This is a genomic window from Pseudoalteromonas shioyasakiensis (genome assembly GCF_001550135.1).
Classification (GTDB): domain Bacteria; phylum Pseudomonadota; class Gammaproteobacteria; order Enterobacterales; family Alteromonadaceae; genus Pseudoalteromonas; species Pseudoalteromonas shioyasakiensis.
In genome coordinates, this window is sequence record NZ_LRUE01000015.1 from 692115 (window position 1) to 711394 (window position 19280).

At 40.5% G+C, this 19280-nt stretch carries 21 protein-coding genes; 9 read left to right on the top strand and 12 right to left on the bottom strand.

Translation table 11 applies throughout. The annotated features are described in order from the left end of the window. Positions 1–38: 38 nt before the first annotated feature. Complete coding sequence (locus tag PASHI_RS22345; RefSeq protein ID WP_062565825.1) at positions 39–1355, bottom strand: methyl-accepting chemotaxis protein; 1317 nt, start codon at positions 1353–1355, stop codon at positions 39–41. 194 nt (positions 1356–1549) lie between these two features. On the opposite strand from PASHI_RS22345, the gene PASHI_RS12310 reads away from it, so the two are divergent. Next, entirely contained in the window at positions 1550–3142 is a 1593-nt protein-coding gene (locus PASHI_RS12310) for a carboxylesterase/lipase family protein (RefSeq protein ID WP_062565826.1), read from the top strand. 33 nt (positions 3143–3175) lie between these two features. On the opposite strand, the gene PASHI_RS12315 is transcribed toward PASHI_RS12310, so the two are convergent. From PASHI_RS12315 to PASHI_RS12325, 3 genes are all read right to left on the bottom strand, one after another. Beyond that, positions 3176–3895, bottom strand: coding sequence for an SIR2 family NAD-dependent protein deacylase (locus PASHI_RS12315; protein ID WP_062565827.1), 720 nt, complete (start codon positions 3893–3895; stop codon positions 3176–3178). Further along, complete coding sequence (locus tag PASHI_RS12320) at positions 3892–4914, bottom strand: Kelch repeat-containing protein (RefSeq protein WP_062565828.1); 1023 nt, start codon at positions 4912–4914, stop codon at positions 3892–3894. The genes PASHI_RS12315 and PASHI_RS12320 overlap by 4 nt, the downstream gene beginning before the upstream one ends. 68 nt (positions 4915–4982) lie before the next feature. Continuing rightward, complete coding sequence (locus PASHI_RS12325) at positions 4983–5612, bottom strand: NAD(P)-dependent oxidoreductase (protein WP_062565829.1); 630 nt, start codon at positions 5610–5612, stop codon at positions 4983–4985. Positions 5613–5714: 102 nt separating this feature from the next. On the opposite strand from PASHI_RS12325, the gene PASHI_RS12330 reads away from it, so the two are divergent. Both PASHI_RS12330 and PASHI_RS12335 read left to right on the top strand, forming a co-directional pair. Continuing rightward, a complete protein-coding gene (locus PASHI_RS12330) occupies positions 5715–6599 on the top strand; it encodes a LysR family transcriptional regulator (protein ID WP_062565830.1) in 885 nt (294 codons plus the stop codon). 45 nt (positions 6600–6644) lie between these two features. After that, complete coding sequence (locus tag PASHI_RS12335; protein ID WP_062565831.1) at positions 6645–6896, top strand: TIGR03643 family protein; 252 nt, start codon at positions 6645–6647, stop codon at positions 6894–6896. Between the two features lie 32 nt (positions 6897–6928). On the opposite strand, the gene PASHI_RS12340 is transcribed toward PASHI_RS12335, so the two are convergent. From PASHI_RS12340 to PASHI_RS12370, 6 genes are all read right to left on the bottom strand, one after another. After that, complete coding sequence (locus PASHI_RS12340; protein ID WP_062565832.1) at positions 6929–8248, bottom strand: methyl-accepting chemotaxis protein; 1320 nt, start codon at positions 8246–8248, stop codon at positions 6929–6931. 108 nt (positions 8249–8356) lie between these two features. After that, positions 8357–8611, bottom strand: coding sequence for a YfhL family 4Fe-4S dicluster ferredoxin (locus PASHI_RS12345; protein WP_062565833.1), 255 nt, complete (start codon positions 8609–8611; stop codon positions 8357–8359). A 546-nt stretch (positions 8612–9157) separates the two neighbouring features. Further along, positions 9158–9790 (bottom strand): hypothetical protein, encoded by a 633-nt coding sequence (locus tag PASHI_RS12350; RefSeq protein WP_062565834.1) that lies wholly within the window; start codon positions 9788–9790, stop codon positions 9158–9160. A 674-nt stretch (positions 9791–10464) separates the two neighbouring features. Next, positions 10465–10779, bottom strand: a complete 315-nt coding sequence (locus PASHI_RS12355) for a DUF6572 domain-containing protein (protein WP_054562606.1) — start codon at positions 10777–10779, stop codon at positions 10465–10467. Positions 10780–11242: 463 nt separating this feature from the next. Next, the gene (locus tag PASHI_RS22465) at positions 11243–12541 is read right to left on the bottom strand and encodes a PAS domain-containing methyl-accepting chemotaxis protein (protein ID WP_062565836.1); all 1299 of its coding nucleotides are present in this window, start codon (positions 12539–12541) and stop codon (positions 11243–11245) included. 458 nt (positions 12542–12999) lie between these two features. Further along, complete coding sequence (locus PASHI_RS12370) at positions 13000–13551, bottom strand: cytochrome b (protein ID WP_062565837.1); 552 nt, start codon at positions 13549–13551, stop codon at positions 13000–13002. A gap of 472 nt (positions 13552–14023) precedes the next feature. Here PASHI_RS12370 and PASHI_RS12375 point away from each other — a divergent pair, with 472 nt between their 5' ends. The 3 genes from PASHI_RS12375 (at position 14024) to PASHI_RS12385 (ending at position 16751) form a co-directional block, all read left to right on the top strand. Further along, the gene (locus PASHI_RS12375; RefSeq protein ID WP_062565838.1) at positions 14024–14236 is read left to right on the top strand and encodes a DUF2061 domain-containing protein; all 213 of its coding nucleotides are present in this window, start codon (positions 14024–14026) and stop codon (positions 14234–14236) included. Between the two features lie 413 nt (positions 14237–14649). Then, on the top strand, positions 14650–15693 hold the full coding sequence (locus tag PASHI_RS12380) for a flavin reductase family protein (RefSeq protein ID WP_240701542.1): 1044 nt from the start codon (positions 14650–14652) through the stop codon (positions 15691–15693). Further along, complete coding sequence (locus PASHI_RS12385; RefSeq protein ID WP_062565839.1) at positions 15690–16751, top strand: fatty acid desaturase family protein; 1062 nt, start codon at positions 15690–15692, stop codon at positions 16749–16751. Before PASHI_RS12380 ends, PASHI_RS12385 begins: the two co-directional genes overlap by 4 nt. A 44-nt stretch (positions 16752–16795) precedes the next feature. Here the strand turns inward: PASHI_RS12385 and PASHI_RS12390 are convergent, their stop codons facing one another. Further along, on the bottom strand, positions 16796–17248 hold the full coding sequence (locus PASHI_RS12390) for a hypothetical protein (protein WP_062565840.1): 453 nt from the start codon (positions 17246–17248) through the stop codon (positions 16796–16798). 21 nt (positions 17249–17269) lie between these two features. Next, positions 17270–17626, bottom strand: a complete 357-nt coding sequence (locus PASHI_RS12395; RefSeq protein WP_054553546.1) for a winged helix-turn-helix transcriptional regulator — start codon at positions 17624–17626, stop codon at positions 17270–17272. A gap of 127 nt (positions 17627–17753) precedes the next feature. On the opposite strand from PASHI_RS12395, the gene PASHI_RS12400 reads away from it, so the two are divergent. The 3 genes from PASHI_RS12400 to PASHI_RS12410 are packed head-to-tail and all read left to right on the top strand — an operon-like array spanning position 17754 to position 19268. Next, on the top strand, positions 17754–18335 hold the full coding sequence (locus tag PASHI_RS12400) for an NAD(P)H-dependent oxidoreductase (RefSeq protein ID WP_062565841.1): 582 nt from the start codon (positions 17754–17756) through the stop codon (positions 18333–18335). A 9-nt stretch (positions 18336–18344) separates the two neighbouring features. Beyond that, positions 18345–18893, top strand: a complete 549-nt coding sequence (locus PASHI_RS12405; RefSeq protein WP_062565842.1) for a redoxin domain-containing protein — start codon at positions 18345–18347, stop codon at positions 18891–18893. Between the two features lie 9 nt (positions 18894–18902). Then, positions 18903–19268: a cupin domain-containing protein gene (locus PASHI_RS12410; protein ID WP_062565843.1), complete on the top strand. Its 366-nt coding sequence runs from the start codon at positions 18903–18905 to the stop codon at positions 19266–19268. Positions 19269–19280: the final 12 nt, after the last annotated feature.

The following is a 19280-nucleotide window of genomic DNA, read 5'->3' on the forward strand; positions in this document are numbered from 1 at the left end:
TACCCCATCAAAAGCCCGCACTGCGGGCTTTTTGTTGTTTATAATGTATCGTAACGAATAATTACTTCGGATATTTGATCCACCACTTTATCCGCACCGGTTTTAATGTCTTCCATGATCATGCTGACTTCTTCAACATTTTGCTGAGACTCGCCAGACAGAGCTTCGATTTCTTCGATAAGAGCCGTCATTTTTGCTGCGATTTCTTGCGTCTTACCAATTAAGCCTGATATTTCACTGGTCGACACAGAAGTACGTTGCGACAAATTTCTTACTTCATCGGCAACCACCGCAAAGCCGCGGCCATGCTCCCCGGCTCTGGCAGCTTCAATCGCTGCATTTAAGGCAAGTAAGTTTGTTTGCTCTGCGATGCTATTAATGGTGGTTACAATTTCACCTATTTGTGATGACTGCTGCGCTAAAACATCCGACAGTTCGCGGGTTTGATGAACCTGCTCGCTCACTTTTTTTGAAGACGCAACACTACTTAAAATTCGCTGCTGACCATTAGTCACGACTTGCGAGGTTTCTTCAGACGTGTGGCCGGCATTTTCAGCTGCATGTTTAACTTCTTCGGTGCTGTTAACTCTGGCAGTGACATCAGATGCAAACTTAATGATCTGCGTCACTTTACCCTGTTTATTAAAAATAGGGTTATAGGTTGCCTCTAAGTAAAGCGGGCTGCCATCACGTTTTTTACGAGAAAATTGCCCAGAGAAAATGCGCCCGTTAGCAAGCTCTTGCCAAAAGTTGGGGTTCTTTTGATAAAAGTCGTCATAACAAAACAGTTTGTGATGCTGACCTTGGATTTCAGCAAGACTGTAACCTACAACATTTAAGAAATTATCATTTGCAGAAATAATATGACCATCCGGCGTAAAGCGGATCATCGCGGTGCTTTTATTAACGGCATCATAGATTGCCGACATTTCATCAAGTTTTTCGACTTCTTTAGTAATTTCTGAAGCGAACTTAATTGCACAGCGCACCTTGCCATCATCACCGCGTACCGGAAAGTAGGTTGCACGCAGCCAAATATTTTCGCCGGCACCATTTATGCGCGAGAAAACCCCTGACTTTGCTTGGCCTCTAGCAATATCTTGCCAAAACGTTTGATACTCTTTTGAGCTGCTATATTCAGGCGCACAAAACTTACTATGATGCTGACCAATAATATCGCCAGCTTGCACTTTCATTGTTTTACAAAACAAATCATTGGCTTCGAGAACAGTTCCATCTGGTGTAAATTCGATATAAGCAATATTTTCTCTGATCCCAGCTAAATATTGCTGACTTTTATCAACATCATGCTGCAAGGCATCAATGAGTTGATCTTTATTTTTACTAAACCACATTGAAACACCAGTTATTAGGGTAGTTAAATAAATATTAGCTCAGTAGCACAAGAAATAGAATTACAAAATGGTTCTTTTTTCTTAATGATTAACAGGTTAACCAACTGCCAGTTCTAACACTCAAGCGCTTTCTTCTTAAACATTGAGCAAATATATAATATTATAAGCCTTACCTAAACAGCCTAGGCTTTGTTATGACCTCGCGTATTCTCAAATCGATTTTTTACTCATCTTTTCTATTAGGCTCTGCTGTATTTTTGCAAGGCTGCCAAGAACAACCTCAATCAGATCAAATCGCCGTCACTGGCGGGCTTATCCAAGGGCAAAAAGAAGGGCGTTTTATTGCCTATAAAGGCATTCCGTATGCTGCACCTCCGGTGGGAGAGTTACGCTGGCGAGCACCAGAGCCTGTGCCTAAGTGGCAAGATGTAAAAGTACTTAACGATTATGCGCCTGACTGTATGCAAAAACCATTTGCAGCCGATGCAGCACCGCTTACAACAACCCCTTCGGAAGATTGCCTTTATTTAAATGTATTTAAACCCACTAAACACAGCGATACCCCTTACCCTGTTGTGGTTTGGATACACGGTGGTGGCTTTGTAAACGGTGGCGCATCACCCGCTGTTTATTCAGGTGAGAGCTTTGCTAAACAAGGGGTTATTTTTGTTAGCTTTAATTATCGCCTAGGCCGATTTGGCTTTTTTGCGCACCCTGCTCTTAGTCGTTTTGAGAACGATGCACTGGGCAACTACGCTTTAATGGATCAAATTGCGGCTCTAGAATGGGTTAAACAAAATATCGCTCAATTTGGTGGTGATGCTGCAAAAGTAACACTCATGGGTGAATCTGCGGGGGGCGCATCGGTACATGCGATGATGCAAACCCCTGCTGCTAATGGCTTATTCCAGCAAGCGATTATTATGTCAGCAGGCGGACGAGAGCTTTTTAAGCAGTTGCCTCTAACTAGTGATGATGACACCGTATTAAGCGCCGAAAAAATTGGCGAAAACTTTGCCAAGCAACACACCATTTTAGGCAGTGATGAAAATGCCCTTGCTGCACTACGTGAGTTATCTGCCGAAGACGTGGTTGATGACCTAAATCTGAGCACATTAAACCGACAAAATGATGTTGAACCTACGTACGTTGGCGGGCCAATTATTGATGGCACCATCATCAATTCGGCGACTGAAGCGCGCTTGAGTAAAGGCACATTTAGCCATGTTGCGACCATGGTTGGCACAACAGATATGGATTTAGGCTTTGCTAATTTTGCTTCTAAAGAGGCGTTATTCGCAAGTTTTGCTCCACACAGTACACAAGCAAAAATGACTTACGATGCAAGCGGCGAAACGCCATTGCCTTTACTCAATTACCAAGTTGGTCAAGATGCTTTAATGCAAGAGCCTGCAAGGTTCGTTGCAAAACGTGTGACAGATATGGGGAAAGATGCCTTTTTGTATCGTTTTGGTTATGTGGCGCAAACCTTAGATAAACCTGGTGCAGAGCACGCTAGCGAAATTCCATACTTTTTTAATACTGTGGCAGCGAAATATGGTCATGTCACCACTGAGCAAGATAAGCAAGCCGCTAAAATAGTGCACCGTTATGTGACGAATTTTATTAAATTAGGCACACCAAATGGCCCGGGTTTACCGACTTGGCAAGCATATAAAAATGATGAATCTTTTATACTGCAAATGAGTAAATCAGGGACTGCAGAGTTTTTACCGGATCCCTTACAAGCAAGGTTAAACATCACAGAAACAAAAGCTGAAAATTAATCAAATAAGGCGCTTAATATAAGCGCCTTATTTTTACCCTTGCTGCTGAACATACTCAAGTGCAGTCATTTTGTGATATGTCACATTAGGATGAAATACATGAGTAGGATCTGGGTCAACCACTTCAATTGGCGTGCCTTGACTGCGTGCAATATCGAGTGCCATTTGGGTAATATTGACGCTAAATGAGGTGCCAATAAAGACGATTTTATCGGCATCAAGCATACGCTGTTGCGCCTCAGAGATTCGATAAAGCTCAGTGTAGTATTCGTCAAATAACAACACGTAAGGCTTAAACGACTCGTTGAGCTTGGGGCTTTCATTAATAATATTGAACACCTCAAGTAGTGAGTGGTGGAGGTTGTCTTCGTTGACTTTATCCCACGGCGCGTTAAAAGCCATTACATCGTCACCTTGATGGTGAAACAGTGTCATTTGATCTAAACGACCATGAATCGCAATAAAGTCAGTGTTACCTGCTTTACCATCAAGGCCATCGATATTTTGCGTAATGAGATTTTTATCACTCAACCAATGATGCACCTCATTGGGACCGTGATGGCGATAGGTTGCAAAACGATGATAATACCAAGCTAAAAATTCGCGGGGATTATTTTCGTACATAGCACGCGTTGCCATTTCCATCGGCGTATAATTTTTGCTGCCAATGGTCCAATAACCATCCTCGCCACGAAAGGTCGGTATACCGCTAGCGGCACTCACTCCCGCCCCTGTAATATAGAGTGTATTCATAGAGATAACTTTACCTTGTAACCAAGTGCATCGGCTGTCACTTGTTGATTATTATCCATACCACCAAGACGATACAAACTTCCTTGGTGCTCTAATAAACCTCGATGATCCATGCTCGCGGTACCGGCTTTTGGCATCACTTGCCACGTGTTTTTATCAACATCAAAGCGCCAAACATGATCACTCGCTGGCGCTGGTTTACCATCGTACCCCATACCATTGTAGTTATATGGGTTATCAGAGCCGCCCATCATATAAATGTCGCCATTAAAACTGGTTGCTGCCATACGGTAATGGGCAACACCTGTTGGGTGTGGCACGGTACGCCAATCTATCTTTAATGGGTTATCAGCATCAATCGTACCTTTTAAGCACTGTGCAACCGCAGCGAAAGAACGGCGTTTATCAGCATTCGCCTGTGTTTTAACGCCATCACATACCAATATAGTGTTTCCACTAATTGCCGCCGCTTGGCCAAACACCGGTTGACCTAAAAATGGCGAAGCCTGTTGCCAAGTATCCGTTTGCGTATCATACACTTGTACTAAGTTAACATTGCCATCGTTATGCCAACCACTGACTAAATAGATATAACGCTGCTGGTACGAAAGCGCCACGCTGTCATCCACCGGCACTGGCATATTGGCCAGTTGCGTATATGAATTAGAGAGCACATCATAGCGATATACATCGGGTGTAGAGATTTCTTGATGATCGGCGCTAACGGTATACCCACCAAATACATAGGCATGTTGACCCACACCCACCGCAGTACTCGCCAAGCGGCCACTAAGAGGCAACGTACTTGGTACGGCTTTAGCTGCTTGCCACGCCTTATCGCCCACTTTAAGGACCCACACTTTATTGTGAACATCTGTATGTGCTTTGCCTGAGCTCAAGCCCATAAAGCTTAAAAAGTATGCTTGTTCATCAATAACAACTTTGGCTACAGCGTTGTTCGCGACGGGTTCAGGTAAGGCAGGTATGGTTGCAAGTGCAATAGAAAATAACAGGCTCATAAATTAAATAGGTAACTTAACACATCGCTAAAGAATACCATTTTATGAGCCTGAAGAAAGGCTCGCTATTAGTAAGCAATACTAATACGTTGATTTAAATGAGCTGCCGATTGTGCTTCATCAAGCATCGCTTTAGCATAATCAGTGACTGATATTTTGCTTTCGCCGTTTGCATCAGTAAAGAAGCTGTCGCCACCAACACGGTACGGGCCTTCTGACTCACCTGGGTAAATGACCGCAGCTGGTGATACAAAAGTCCAAGCTGTATCTGCTGTTGATGCTCTAAATACATCAAGTGCTTCACCTTGAGCTATGGCTTCTGCTTTGTATTCAGCAGGAAAGTCTGGGCTTGATACCAGTGTTACACCAGGTGCCACTTCTAAGCTACCTGCACCACCCACCCATAAAATGCGTGTGCCTGTACCTGCAAGCGCGTTTAATAATTGCTTTGCTGTGTTTGCAACAATTTCATGGTTACCTAAAGCACGACCACCAATTGCCGCAATAACAACATCACTACCTGCAGCTGCAGTTGCGATATCGTCTTTTGTTAAATCAAATTCAGTCACAGTAACGTTATCTTGAGTTACTTTACTTACGTCTCTAACTAATGCATTTACTTGATGACCACGTGCGATTGCTTCTGAAGTAATGTGGCTGCCAATCCAACCTGTTGCGCCAATAACTGCTAATTTCATGAGGAATTCTCCGTTGTTTGTTTCAATGATTGCAGTTTACTTGTTCACTAATTACTGATAAATACACTAAATAGATACACATTGTTTCACTTTAAGATACCAATGGATAAACTCAATTCAATTACTAGCTTTGTCGAAGTTGCCCGTACAGGCAGTTTTACTCAGGCTGCAGAGCATTTAGGTTTAAGCCGATTACAAGTTTCTAGACATATTCAAGATATTGAAAAGTGGCTAAATTTAAGATTGTTTCATCGTACAACACGCAAAGTAAGTTTAACCCTTCAAGGCGAAGAAGCCCTTAGCTATTGCCAGCAAATATTAAATCAAGTATCTGATTTACAAAGCCGAGCGCATAGCCATAACAACGAATTAGTGGGTACTATTCGCGTTGCCTCACCGATTGGGCTTGGCCAACATAAACTGTTTGATGCCATTAAAGAGTTTACCAAACGCCATCCACAGACGCGCTTTGAACTGTTACTTTCAGATAGTTTATCGCAGCTGGTTGATGACCGCGTTGATATCGCTTTGCGCTACATCCACCAGCCTGACGAAGGTCTTATTGCCCGTAAGCTAATGTATATCGCAACCGCCGTATGTGCTTCTAACGATTATTTAGCTGCGAACCCACCGATTAATGAGCCGAGTGAATTATCTGTTCACAATTGCCTTGTTCATAACAAACACACTATTTGGCAATTTCAACACGACGACAACACACAAAAAGTCACGGTTAAGGGCAACATTGTTGCCAACGATATGGGCGTACTTTTAAAAGCAGCAAAACAAGGAATCGGGGTAGCTCACCTACCATGTGATCTCGCCAATGACTATTTGGCATCAGGTGAGCTTGTAAAAGTACTGCCAGAGCACACTACTATGGGCTCTCACTTATGGGCGGTGTACTTATCGCGTAACTTCCAACAAAATGTGGTGAGAGCGTTCATCGACTTTTTAGCAGAGCACTGGCAACACGATATCTTATAATCTAAACCTGCTGCAAATACGTATAGGCTATAAAAAGGAGCCGAAATGCAGCACTTAGATCATGAAATATCACGCATCATAGAGATGGCGTGGGAAGATAGAACCCCGTTTGAAGCAATAAACCAACAGTTTGGATTAAACGAAAAAAACGTTATCGCGCTAATGCGTGAGCAATTAACACCTTCGAGTTTTAAACTTTGGCGAAAACGCGCAGCGGGTAGGCAAACCAAACACTTAAAACTACGCCATCCAGATATATCCCGTGGTTATTGTAAAACCCAATATAAACATAGATAGTTTACTCGGCTTAAAACCTAGTATGAAAAAGATTACTGATTCAGTTGATTAGCAAATTGCCCTACTGCATCAACCACTTGCTGGGCACCGTGCTGTATGTCTTCCATCACTTGACCAGACTCATTTGATAAAGACACGCCTTGTTCAGCTTTCACCTTACCTTGCTCAATAACCTTTACTGTATTTTGCGTAAGTGACTGATTATTATTTACCACTTCAACAATTTCTTCGGTGGCTTTTGAGGTTCTTGAAGCAAGCTGTCTGACTTCATCAGCAACCACCGCAAAACCTCGACCTTGCTCACCGGCACGAGCGGCTTCAATTGCTGCGTTTAGCGCCAGCAAGTTCGTTTGCTCCGCAATGCTACTTATACTTTGCACAATGGCTGCAATTTGTTGTGACTGTTTATCAAGAGCTGAAATCTCTTGGGCTGCTTGCTCCATCTGCTGGGCTAATTCATTCATCACCGTCATGGTGTTTTGTAACACCTCAGCCCCTTGTTGAGCCAGTTTATCGGTCTCAGTTGATGTGCCATACGCAATTTCGGCCGCTTGTGAAATTGCCTGTTCACGATTAACTTGCTCAGTGATCACAGTGGCAAACTTCATCACTTTGTAAAGCTCACCAAAATCATTTGAAATGGGGTTGTATGAAGCTTCAAGCCACACTTCATTGCCATGACGGTCAACACGTTTAAAGCGATCAACAACAAACTCACCACGCTTTAAGCGCTGCCAAAACTTCTCATACTCAGCTGACTCAGCAAGTTCAGGCTCACAAAACATACTATGATGCTTGCCAACGATCTCATCTTTTTTATAACCCATACTCTCTAAAAACGGTTCATTTGCGTTAATAACCTTGCCCTCAAGGTCAAACTCAATAACCGCCATCGAGCGATAGATAGCATTAATAGTATCGCGCTGTTCACGAGAAGTAGAAATTGCATCGGTAAGCACAGTGCCGTAAATAGCAAAGTAATTAAGTTCGCCTTGCTCTGTGTGTACCGGGTGTGCAATCAAACGGAGCCACTCAAGCTTGCCATCATAGCGAGTTATTTGTAAGTGCCCTACTCCATGCTGCTGATTTTCAATGGCGTTTTTTAAGTCTTTAAATTGGTCAGTATTTCGAGATTGTTCAGTAATAATATCTTGGAAGGGCGAGTCAATTAGCTGGTTGTGCGAGTAGCCTAATTCATCTAAAAAGTTCTGGTTAATATAAGCCATCGTGCCATCAGCACGCAGCCTAAGCACCAACATCTCTTCATCAATACCCGAAGTGAGATCTTTTAGCGGATAAAGCTCAGCTTTTAACGCATCAATTTCAGCTTGTAAGGATTTACTAAACCACATAAAACGCCCTGATTTTTTATTAACGTGTTGTTGTTCATAAAATTGTAGAACAATTAACGCAGGGCGCTACTTTAAAATAAGGAAAAAGAATTAAGAAAAGTAATTTAACTAAGAAACTTGAGAGGTCAATTTAACGTATTTCTCAGCCAGCTCATCTAAAGTTTCACGATGATTTGGATCTGGCTTAATGCAATCAATAGGACACACACTCACACATGTAGGATTATCGTAATGTCCAACACACTCAGTGCATTTATTTGGATCTATTTGATATATCTTCGCGCCCATATATATAGCCTCATTCGGGCACTCAGGATCACACATATCACAGTTAATACATTTGTTATTGATGAGTAATGCCATGACACACCTTTAAGCACGATGATGGAGTATTGCCTTTAAAAGCTAATATAGATTTCAAAAAGCAGCGAAAATTGCAGCCGCGTAATATAGATTGCTGCGAATGAAGTTTCTTTGATCTGGATCAAGTTTAAAAGTAGTTAAGATTCTCCAAGAGAGATATTACAGAACTAATGCACTGGGATTATCTATCGAACCAAGCTATGTGACGAAATAAGTGAGGGGTTTTATGGTGACTAGATGAGTTTTCGGTATGGGCAGAGTCTTAAGGGCATAGCTCGTTTATGGACAAAGGTGCGATCGAGGATTTAATCGTAACGCTCCGCAAGCCTGTTGTAGGCGCGAAGTGGCTAAAATTTATAAATTTTAGCCAGGTAGTGAAAATAAGTATTTAGCGGCTTGTTATGTATTTTCTTTAAAAGAATACTCTTCTATTTCACTTACAGAGCGTAGGGTAATCTCTGGGAAGTCCACACAAATACGCAGGCTATAGGGAGCCTGCGTGTTTGTTTCCCAACGAGCACTAATGAGCGACTAAAGAGGTTGCTTTTAAACCACTTGCTCTGCACTACCTCTCAAGGTTTTTGGAATATAGCGAATTAATTGTTCATAACTTTGAATAGTTAAACGCTGCTTTGGGAACTCATGTAGTTGAATATTTAAGTACTCAGTTTTTGAAACTGGTTTAGCCATACGCTTCAGAAAGCCCGGAGTACTTTCTGAAAACAAACCACTTTCTAATGTAACAGCCGAGATTTCTTGCCAGGGAATAAACAGGTTTTTATGACCAAACTTAAAGGGAAAAAGCACTCTTAAATAAAGCCCCCTGTTATTTGCTGCAACCTTTAAGATTCCGTTATGTCGTATTTTACCAATATACCCACTTCCAATTCGGAAGCTTTCTTCTAAACCCCAGTCATTATTTTTTCTGTATCTTTTAGCTAAGTTTTGCCAGCCACTTTCTTTTCCTAGTCCATAACAAACTCCAAACCAACCAACTACAAAAACAACATAAAACCAGTTTGAAGTGAAAAAAGACGATAAAACTGTCTGAGAGTAGATCACATACTCTTGAACTAAAGGAGATATTTCACCTCCAATTCCCACGTAGATGAATAGAACAAAAAACGAAAGAAAAGAAATAGTCCAAATCAATCCAATAAATTTAAAAACAATCTTCATACTTTCCTTGTGTCCTAATCAGCTTGCGGGCGACATAATTTTTTATATACGAGTTTATTACAACCTATCAAATTTCATTACTCTGTAAAACTCACCAGAATTAGAGCATTTATAGTTGCTACCATTTAAACCTCCGCCTTTGATCTTAACGAGAGTTTTGTCTTCGAAATAACACGTATTCAAAGTGGACGTGAATATAGCCTCACCTCTGAAATGATTAAAACCACCATTAATGGAGGCACCATTTTCAGTCATCTGTGATATTGCAGTTACAAACTTTAATTTTCGAGACAAGTGCAGAAATCTTCCATAAGTATCAAGGCTTCGATAAGGGGCTAAAAATTGTTTGCTAAATGTTGAGGAGCCAAAACAGCAAACTGTTTTTTGTCCTTGTTTATTAGATTGTTAGGGCTACTTTTACCCAAATGGTGATTTAAAGCAACTACGTTTATACTCTTTAATTGTTATATCAGCACTGAAGAGACTTTAAGGCTTAATTTAGCTTCGCTTACTAACTCTTCTGAAAGAGCCAAGAACCTGAAGCTGATATTTAGTTCAATGTCTGCGCCCATTTGGTCTGTCCCTAGATGCATAAGAATTTGATAGTGCGAGTTACATATTTTTCTGCTTATTCGGAATGCGAAAAGGCTACAGCAATACGCAGCTTTAATTTGTTATGCAACTTCCAACCACAAATCAATATTGAATTCCTTTAGGTGTTTTTTAATTGCACCAATTAGATTAATAATTTCTTGTTCAGGCATTACTTGGGCTTTGATATAAATATCGCTATTACCCTGACCATACTTGGATATCCACTCATCGGAGAAGATGGTATCCGTATAACTTTGAATCTTAGTTTTCAGAAGTTGTTCGTGATACTCACAATCCCTTAGTGCACTTGACAATACAATAACCAAATCGACACCACCATCTTTTCTTTCTCCAACGATATCGATTTTATCTAAGTTCTCAATAGGGTCATCCATGTTCAGATTCCTTAAGTTACGTGATATTCAAGTCTTTGTGACATGCGGTTTGTCAGGCAAGAGCAAAGCAACTGGTTTTGTCAGCGCTTTTAATTTGCCTTGCTATATGCAAGTGACACAAATTTCATTATGTCATCTAGCAATATTAGTATTGCAAAGCTAATGATTAAAACAATTAAATAGTACAAATTATAAGGTGACCAACTAGCAAGTAGTGTGGCTTTATCACTATCTGATAAACAAGACTCTAAGATGCCATTTAAGCAGCGTTTTTGAGCTAAAATGAACTGCTCACTACTTCTATATGACATTCCAAACATAGTACTTGTGTAGCCTAATATGCCAAACAAGAGTCCTTTCAAAATCCTTTTATACATTGATTAGACACCCTAAACCTTCATGTGAATATAATTTTATAGTGATCTTCCCCTGAACAACTACTCCTTTATTCGATAACCCTTTACTAAAGATTCGTTTTAAATTGACTGACGGCCTCAACCACTTCTTTAGCACCTTTTTGAATATCATCGATTACACTTCCTGCGCTATTAGATAACTCTAATGCATCTTTTGCTTCTACTAGACTAGATTCAATTTGAGTTACCGCATCTTGTGTTAGTACTTTATTTTCCGTCACGACACCTATTATCTGCTCAGTAGCGGCACTCGTTCTTGAAGCAAGCTGCCTCACTTCATCAGCCACAACAGAAAAACCGCGTCCTTGCTCTCCAGCTCTTGCAGCTTCTATTGCAGCATTGAGAGCAAGAAGATTAGTTTGGTCTGCAATACCTTTAATACTATCGACCAAGTCAGCTACTTTAGCTGACTGTACATCTAATTTATTGATACCTTCACTGGCTGTTTCGAGTTTCTTAGAGAGGGCTTTCATCGTTGATATTGTTTGCTTAACAACTTCTAAACCGTTTTCTGCATCTGCGTCTGTTTGCTTTGAAATATCGTAAGCAATCTCTGCAGTCTGTGAGATTGCTTGCTCTCTTTTCATTTGTTCTGTAATGACAGTCGCGAACTTAGCAACTTTATATAAATCACCATTGTCGTCATGAATTGGGTTATATGAGGCTTCAAGCCATACCTCATTACCGTGGCTATCAATCCTTTTAAAACGGTCTGAAATAAAGCGCCCTTGCTTCAGCTCAGACCAAAACTGTTTATAAGCACTCGATTCAACTTCATGTGGATCACAAAACATGCTGTGGTGCTTTCCTAATATTTGATTTTGAGAGTACCCCATGGCTTTCAAAAAGTTATCGTTAGCATTGAGTATTATGCCATCCAGGCTAAATTCAATCACAGCAGAAGAGCGACTGAGAGCAGTAAGCATATCTTCTTTCTCTCTTGATTGAGATATAGTTCTTGTCAGTTCAGCTGAATACACGGCAAGTTCGCCATTTATTGGTTGTAAAATGCTCCTGAGCCACAGTTCACGACCTGTATTAGTTTGTAATTGTAAGGCGCCGTGCCAATGGTTTAACTTATTTATTGCCGAGAGTAATTTTTGTGTGTGGGGTTTATTAATTGATTTTTTTAAGAGCAAATCATTTAAGTTTTTACCAACTAGATCATTCGCTTGAAGGTCTAGCGCTGCTGCAAATCGCTCATTTACTTCAATGATGGTGCTATTTTTGTTCAGCAGAAAATACAACATCTCTTCTTTGAGCTCATGCTTTATATTTTCGTATTCAGCAGCCTGCTCTTTTAAATAAATATTTTCGGATAACAGTTTGCGATTAGTAAACCACATTAGGTATGTTCCTTTGGATTATGAACTCAAGATTTGAGTAATTTTTATCATAATACAAATATAATTGCTTATTAATAGTACATTAAGATGAATGGGTACAAAGAGAGGTTAAAAACCAGGACGTTAACTCAGAACTCCAAACTTTGTTTTAAACAACACTTTCACACAAGTATAGTTCCGTACCTTATTGACCTAGGGTGATTTACTCGCGCGTTGATAATCTCTGATGAATTGAGGTTTTGATGTACTCATGCGTTTCCAAGTTAGTGTTTGACCCAACACTAACTTGGCTTGATGATAACGAATGGTTAGTAACACAGATAAGTTTCATTGCTGTGTTACGAAATACTTAAAGTGAAAATCGAGAAAAAAATGAGTAGCCTCGTTGCGTCATGAGCAAGCCCTAATAAATCCGAGTATAGGATTTCAAGGCTTATCTATGGTGACCTAACTAAACTTTACTTTTTTAAAGGCAACATACGTTTTAAGGTATTATCAGCCAAAATGTAATGATGGAATAATGCAGCTGCGGCATGCAAGCCTATTAAGTAATAACCTACTTCACCCACAGTCTCGTGTATTTCTTTGATAGTTTTAGCAAGATCTTTATTTTCACTTGCTAATGGAGGTAGCTCTAAGCCAAAAAATGGCACTGGTTTACCAGCCATACTCAATATCAGCCAACCTGCTATTGGCATTGCAATCATGAAGACATAGAGCGCTAGGTGCACAAGTTTGGCTAATGTATTTTGCCACATTGCAGGCTCAGGTTTTATTGCAGGCGTTGAGCCTGCCAGCACACGCGCCACTAACCTTATAACTACTAGAGCTAAAACAGATAAACCCAACATAAAATGCCACATTTTAAAAGCGTCGCGGGTTTCAGTGCCTTTATCAAATAACTCGCGTAATTCAATACTGCCAAACACTGTCACGATTAAAATAAACATAAGCCAGTGCAATACAATCGAGAACGAACTGTAATGAGTCGTTGTATTTTTAATCTTCATAATGCCCCTTTCGTAAAACGCGTTCAGATAACTGCTAAATTTATACGTGATATAGACTCACAATTACGCTATCCTTTGAACGCTCTTGCTGTAATGATCTAAAACAAAAAATGAGCTATCTTAAATTATCTTGTTTACTTATTAGCGAAACTTTACTGTACTTGTTTAAACTTAAAATAAACTTAAGTCATTTAATTATATAAGCTTACTACTCTTTATAGCCCTCAAGATCCACCTTACATTATCGCAAGCAATACCCAGTTTATTGCCCCAACTGACATGCATATTTACGAACAACTCTCACCATCTACTTCTATTTGAGTTCGTAGACTTTGAAATAAAACTCTCTGAACATTACAGTGAAAATTAAAATCCAGTTTTTCGATTGCAACAATCTTTTTATTCCATTTTAAAGATTGAAAATAATGAGCAATACTAAACTCATCAAATTATGAGAGTTAGGGTATTCAAAATGATTAAGACAGTTACTTTTGCAATGATGCACTTCGCAATCGCTTTTACAGTGACTTACTTTTTAACCGGTAGTTTTTTAATTGGCGGCTTGGTTGCTATTGTTGAGCCAGCTGTGAACACTGTTGCGTTTTACTTCCACGAAAAAGTATGGCGTAAAGTTGAAACTCAGAATAACTTTAAACAAGATTCAGATGGGATAATGTTTGCATAAGAATTAACTAGATTGAATTGGCTCACAAACCAACGAATATCCCCATATTACACCTCGAACTGTAAATTAAGCTTTGCCACTAGAGCCGGTGGCAGAGCTTCAGAGCAAAAAGGCTAAAGCTGTTTTTAATTATTAGCCGAAATTAACGAGCCCTTTTAATACTTCTTGTAAAAGAGCTCAAAACTCCCTTCCCTAGATGCATGATAATTAAAACTAAACAAAATAAACATATAACCTTGAATTAAATAAAAAAAGAAAATTAATCCATTCTTTTTTCATTAAATATAACCCCCTAAAAGCAAGGTTAAGCCCTTTCAATTTAGAGCTAATACTCAAATTAGGCTTGCAATTATCACTTTTCAGCTTACACTTGCGCGCCAGGTGAGCGTACACTTGTAAGCTAAAGGCGAAAAATGAGAGCGTTATTAAATTCATTATCAAAACATTTATTGCATCATCAGTCATGGGCAGGATACTGGGAGCCTGTGATTCAGTGCTTTAAACCAGGCTGGCGCGAAGGCTACTTTCGTGCACAAGTAAAACATGTACAGGTGTTTGCTGAACAAAGCGTTGAGTTGATTATAGAGCCAGAGAAAACATGGCCAGTTCATCAAGCAGGCCAGCACATTGCGTTAACAATCCAAACGAATGGTCGAATGCTAACGCGTGTATTTACAATCGCAAGCGAACCACAATTGGCAAGGCAGCAGCGACAAATTCGTTTATTGATCCGCAGCCAAGAGTTCGGCGCATTTACATCAAAGCTAATAAATTTGAGGCTAGGGCAATGGCTTAATATTTCTGAGCCTAAAGGCCAGTTTGTTATACCAAATACCGCGCGCTCTTTAATCATGCTTGCCGGTGGCTCAGGCATTACGCCATTTATAGCCATGCTTAAATCTTTACCTGCAGATAGCAAACACACTATAACCCTGCTTTACTATGCAAAGCCGAACAGCCACTGGCTTAAAGATGAGCTTGAGCAACTAAAGCAATCACTGAGCAATTTTGATTATCACTTACTTGAGCGCAACAAAGATGGCGATGCGACGACATGGCTGACAAAAAATGCGCATAAACACTGGTTAGTGTGCGGCCCAGCTGCTTTGTATAAGCAAGCAGCCGCTTTAGCTAAGCAATTAGATACGCCTATCGACAGTGAGCATTTCAGTGCAGTCCCTGCAGTTTTAGCAACCTCTGATAAGCACGAACTAACACTCACTCATCAGGGCAAAACATTCACGATTGATAACCAACAAACCTTACTGTCCCACTTACAAGCGAATGAACAGCCGGTGTCAGTTGGCTGTGGTATGGGAATTTGCCATCAATGCCAATGCGTTAAAAAGCAAGGCATCGTACGTGATATTCGCACCGGTGAGCTCTCTGATAGCTCAGAGCAGTTAATTCAACTTTGTATATCGCAACCAGTCAGTGACGTGGAGTTATCAGCATGAAGACAACAAAAACAGTCAATTTTGAAAAATTAGCAGCTCAACTCGATAGCGTTAAAACAGATGTAAAATCAAAACTCGGTGAGCAAGATGCAAAATACATTCGCCGCGTTATTGTTTGCCAGCGAGTGTTTGAATGGAGTGGCCGAATTTTATTAATGCTAGGCTTTATTCAGCCTGTTTTATGGCTCGTGGGTGTGCTTAGTTTAGCCACAGCAAAAATCCTCGATAACATGGAAATTGGCCACAATGTGATGCATGGCCAATACGACTGGATGAATGATAAATACATAAATTCAAAGTCTTACGAGTGGGATATAGCGTGCGATGGGGCTAGTTGGAACCGCGTTCATAACTACGAACACCACACCTATACCAATATTATTGGTAAAGATCGCGACTTCGGTTATGGATTACTGCGCTTATCGAATGACTTTCGTTGGCGAGTAAAAAACCTATGGCAATTTGTCACTTACTTATTGCTCAGTGTGCTGTTCCAATGGGGTGTGTCGTACCATGAAATGGCAGCCGAGCGAGTATTTTTTGGCAAGAAAAAAGATGACCGCGATTACAAAGTACCGCATAGCGAACTGAAAAAGCGCTTTTTTAGTAAAGGGGCACGCCAGCTAGTGAAAGACTACCTGCTCTTTCCGTTGATTGCTGGGCCTTTATTTTTGTGGGTTTTGGCGGGCAACTTAGCGGCTAATTTATTACGTAACCTGTGGACCTCAACCATTATCTTTTGCGGGCATTTTACCGGTGAAGTTGAAACATTTAACCAGCAAGACTGCGAAAATGAATCACAAGGTCAGTGGTATTACCGCCAAGCGTTGGGGTCATCAAATATCAAAGGGGGTAACCTGTTTCATGTAATGACTGGGCACTTGAGCTATCAAATAGAGCATCACTTATTCCCAGATTTACCTGCAAAACGCTACCGCGAAATTGCCCCTAAGGTGCAAGCTATCTTTAAAGAGCACGGTGTTCACTACAATACCGGCGGCTTCTTTCGCCAGTACTTTTCTGTTGTAAAACGGATTGTGCGCTATTCTTTTCCATAATTGATAAACGCCAGTGCATAGCGCTGGCTTTTTTATAAATAATTTTAAGGCAAGGAATTAGCTTCGAGGATCAGTTCGTTAATTTCTAACTGTAATTCATCATCTGCTGCTTGTTCCGCGAAAGTTAAAGCTGTATTAGCAAAATTTAGCGCTTGGGCCTTATCGGCTTTCTCTAGGTAATTCTCTGCAATCGCAAAATTAATCGACGCTAAATAATCCTCTAGTTTGAATAGCATTGCTAACTCTAGCGCCTTGAAATAATAGCTAAGTGCAACTTCTGGCTTTTGATAGGTAAAGTCAGCGAGCGTTTCCCATTGAAACGGATGATCAAGCGGTGTGCCTGCAAACTTGTCGCATATTTCTTTTATTTTATTGTACGCCGCCCACTCTTGTTGTTTATTTGGAGCATTAACAATATCAAGCGCAAGTTGATGAATCGCCTCATAATGAGGTGGCTTTTTAATTGATTCAACCTCTCCAAATTGTGCCTTATGCATTCCCTGCCCTCTCTAAGCTAATTAAATCTCATTCGATTCAGACCAAACCCGTAACTCATCGAGAATATGCAGTGCTGAGCGGCCAAAGTCAGTAAGCTCATAGGTCACCGCTATCGGGCGGGTGCTAATAACATGACGGGTGATCATCGCTCTACTTTCAAGCTCTTTTAGACGTTGGTCGATCATCTTTTTGCTTGCACCACCCAGCATACGCGTTAAATCATTAAAACGCACAGGGCCATCTTTTAAATGATAGATAATAGATCCCGTCCATTTACCGCCAATCAAACGCATGCCTTTTTCAATTGCACACGGCTCCATGCAAGCATTTAAAACTTTTTTTCTACCCTTACTATCTGTTTCTACTGAACTTTCCAAAACATCCTCGCATTTTTCAGACTAGTTACAAAAAGGTGACTGGTTGATTAAATAATCTAGGTTACTATTATATACCACAGAATACATTTTGAACACGATAAAGTAATTAGCAAACGGATACTCAACTATGAAAAACGTATTAATTCTTAACGCACATCACTATTACCCTTTTTCTGAAGGTAAGTTAAATGCTGCTTTAATCGAAAAAGCCGACGCTTTTTTTAAAGCAAAAGGCTATCAAACTCGTGTGGTTAATACACAAGACGAATTTGATGTAGAAACTGAACTTGAGAACCATCAATGGGCAGATATCGTCTTTTTGCAATCACCTATTAATTGGATGGGCATGACTTGGTCATTCAAAAAATACATGGATGAAGTGTACACCGCGGGCATGGGTGGAGCGCTTTGCCATGGTGATGGTCGCCATCAAGACAATCCAAAAGCCAATTACGGTAAAGGCGGAACCTTAAATAACACTCAATATATGATGTCGCTGACTTTAAATGCACCTGCAGAATCATTTGCAGATGCCACTGACTTTTTTGAAGGTAAAAGTGTTGATGACCTTGTTTTCCCAATGCATATGAACTTTAAGTTTTTCGGTATGCAAGCGTTACCTACTTTCGCCTGTTATGACGTGATGAAAAATGCAGACATCGAGAGCGACTTTGCGCGCTTTGAAAAACACTTAAACGAGAACTTTTAAGGAGCACTCATGAGTAACGAATCTATTTATAGCAATAAACTTCATCCGGGCAGTGCTTTTCCTAGTATTAGTGCTGCACTATTGAATGGTGAAGAGGCTGTTCTTGGTCAACCTCAACACGGTGCAAGCTGGCAGCTTGTTGTTGTTTATCGTGGTAAGCATTGCCCTTTATGTACTCGCTATTTAAATAGCCTCGAGCAGTACAAAGCTGCGCTATTAGAAACGGGAGTTGATGTAATTGCTGTTTCAGGTGATAGCAAAGAGCAGTTAGAAGCGCATTTAGAACAGTTATCTGTGTCATTTCCACTTGCTTACGGTTTGACTACAGAGCAAATGCAAGCATTAGGTACTTACATATCTGATCCCCGTTCACCGCAAGAAACAGATCACCCTTTCGCAGAGCCTGCACTGTTTGTGGTTAACGAGCAAGGTAATGTACATGTGGTTGATTATTCTAATAACCCATTTGTAAGACCTGATTTAGCAACCTTGGTAAGTGGACTTAACTGGATACGCGATCCAAAAAATAACTACCCAATTCGCGGTATGCATAAATAGAGAGTAGCCATGAGCAAATTTACAACTTTGCTGATTGGCTTGGTGAGCATAATGATGTGCTCACCACATGCCTTTTCAGCACAACTCCCCCATGCACATATTGCTTCACCTAATCACTATGAAGTATTGCTAGATAACAGTGAAGTACTTGTTTTGCGTATGACTTTAGCACCTGGTGAGCAAGATAATTGGCATAAGCATAATGCTGAAACTGTCTACTTTGAGACAGGTGGAAAGGCAACCATCAGTACAAAAGAGTCACAAACAACACTCGAGATCCCCAATGGCTATGTGATGTGGCATGACGCATGGACTCATCAAGTCAAAAATGAGGGTGAAACCACCATCACTGCAATTATTGTTGAGAGCAAATAGGTAGGATCAATT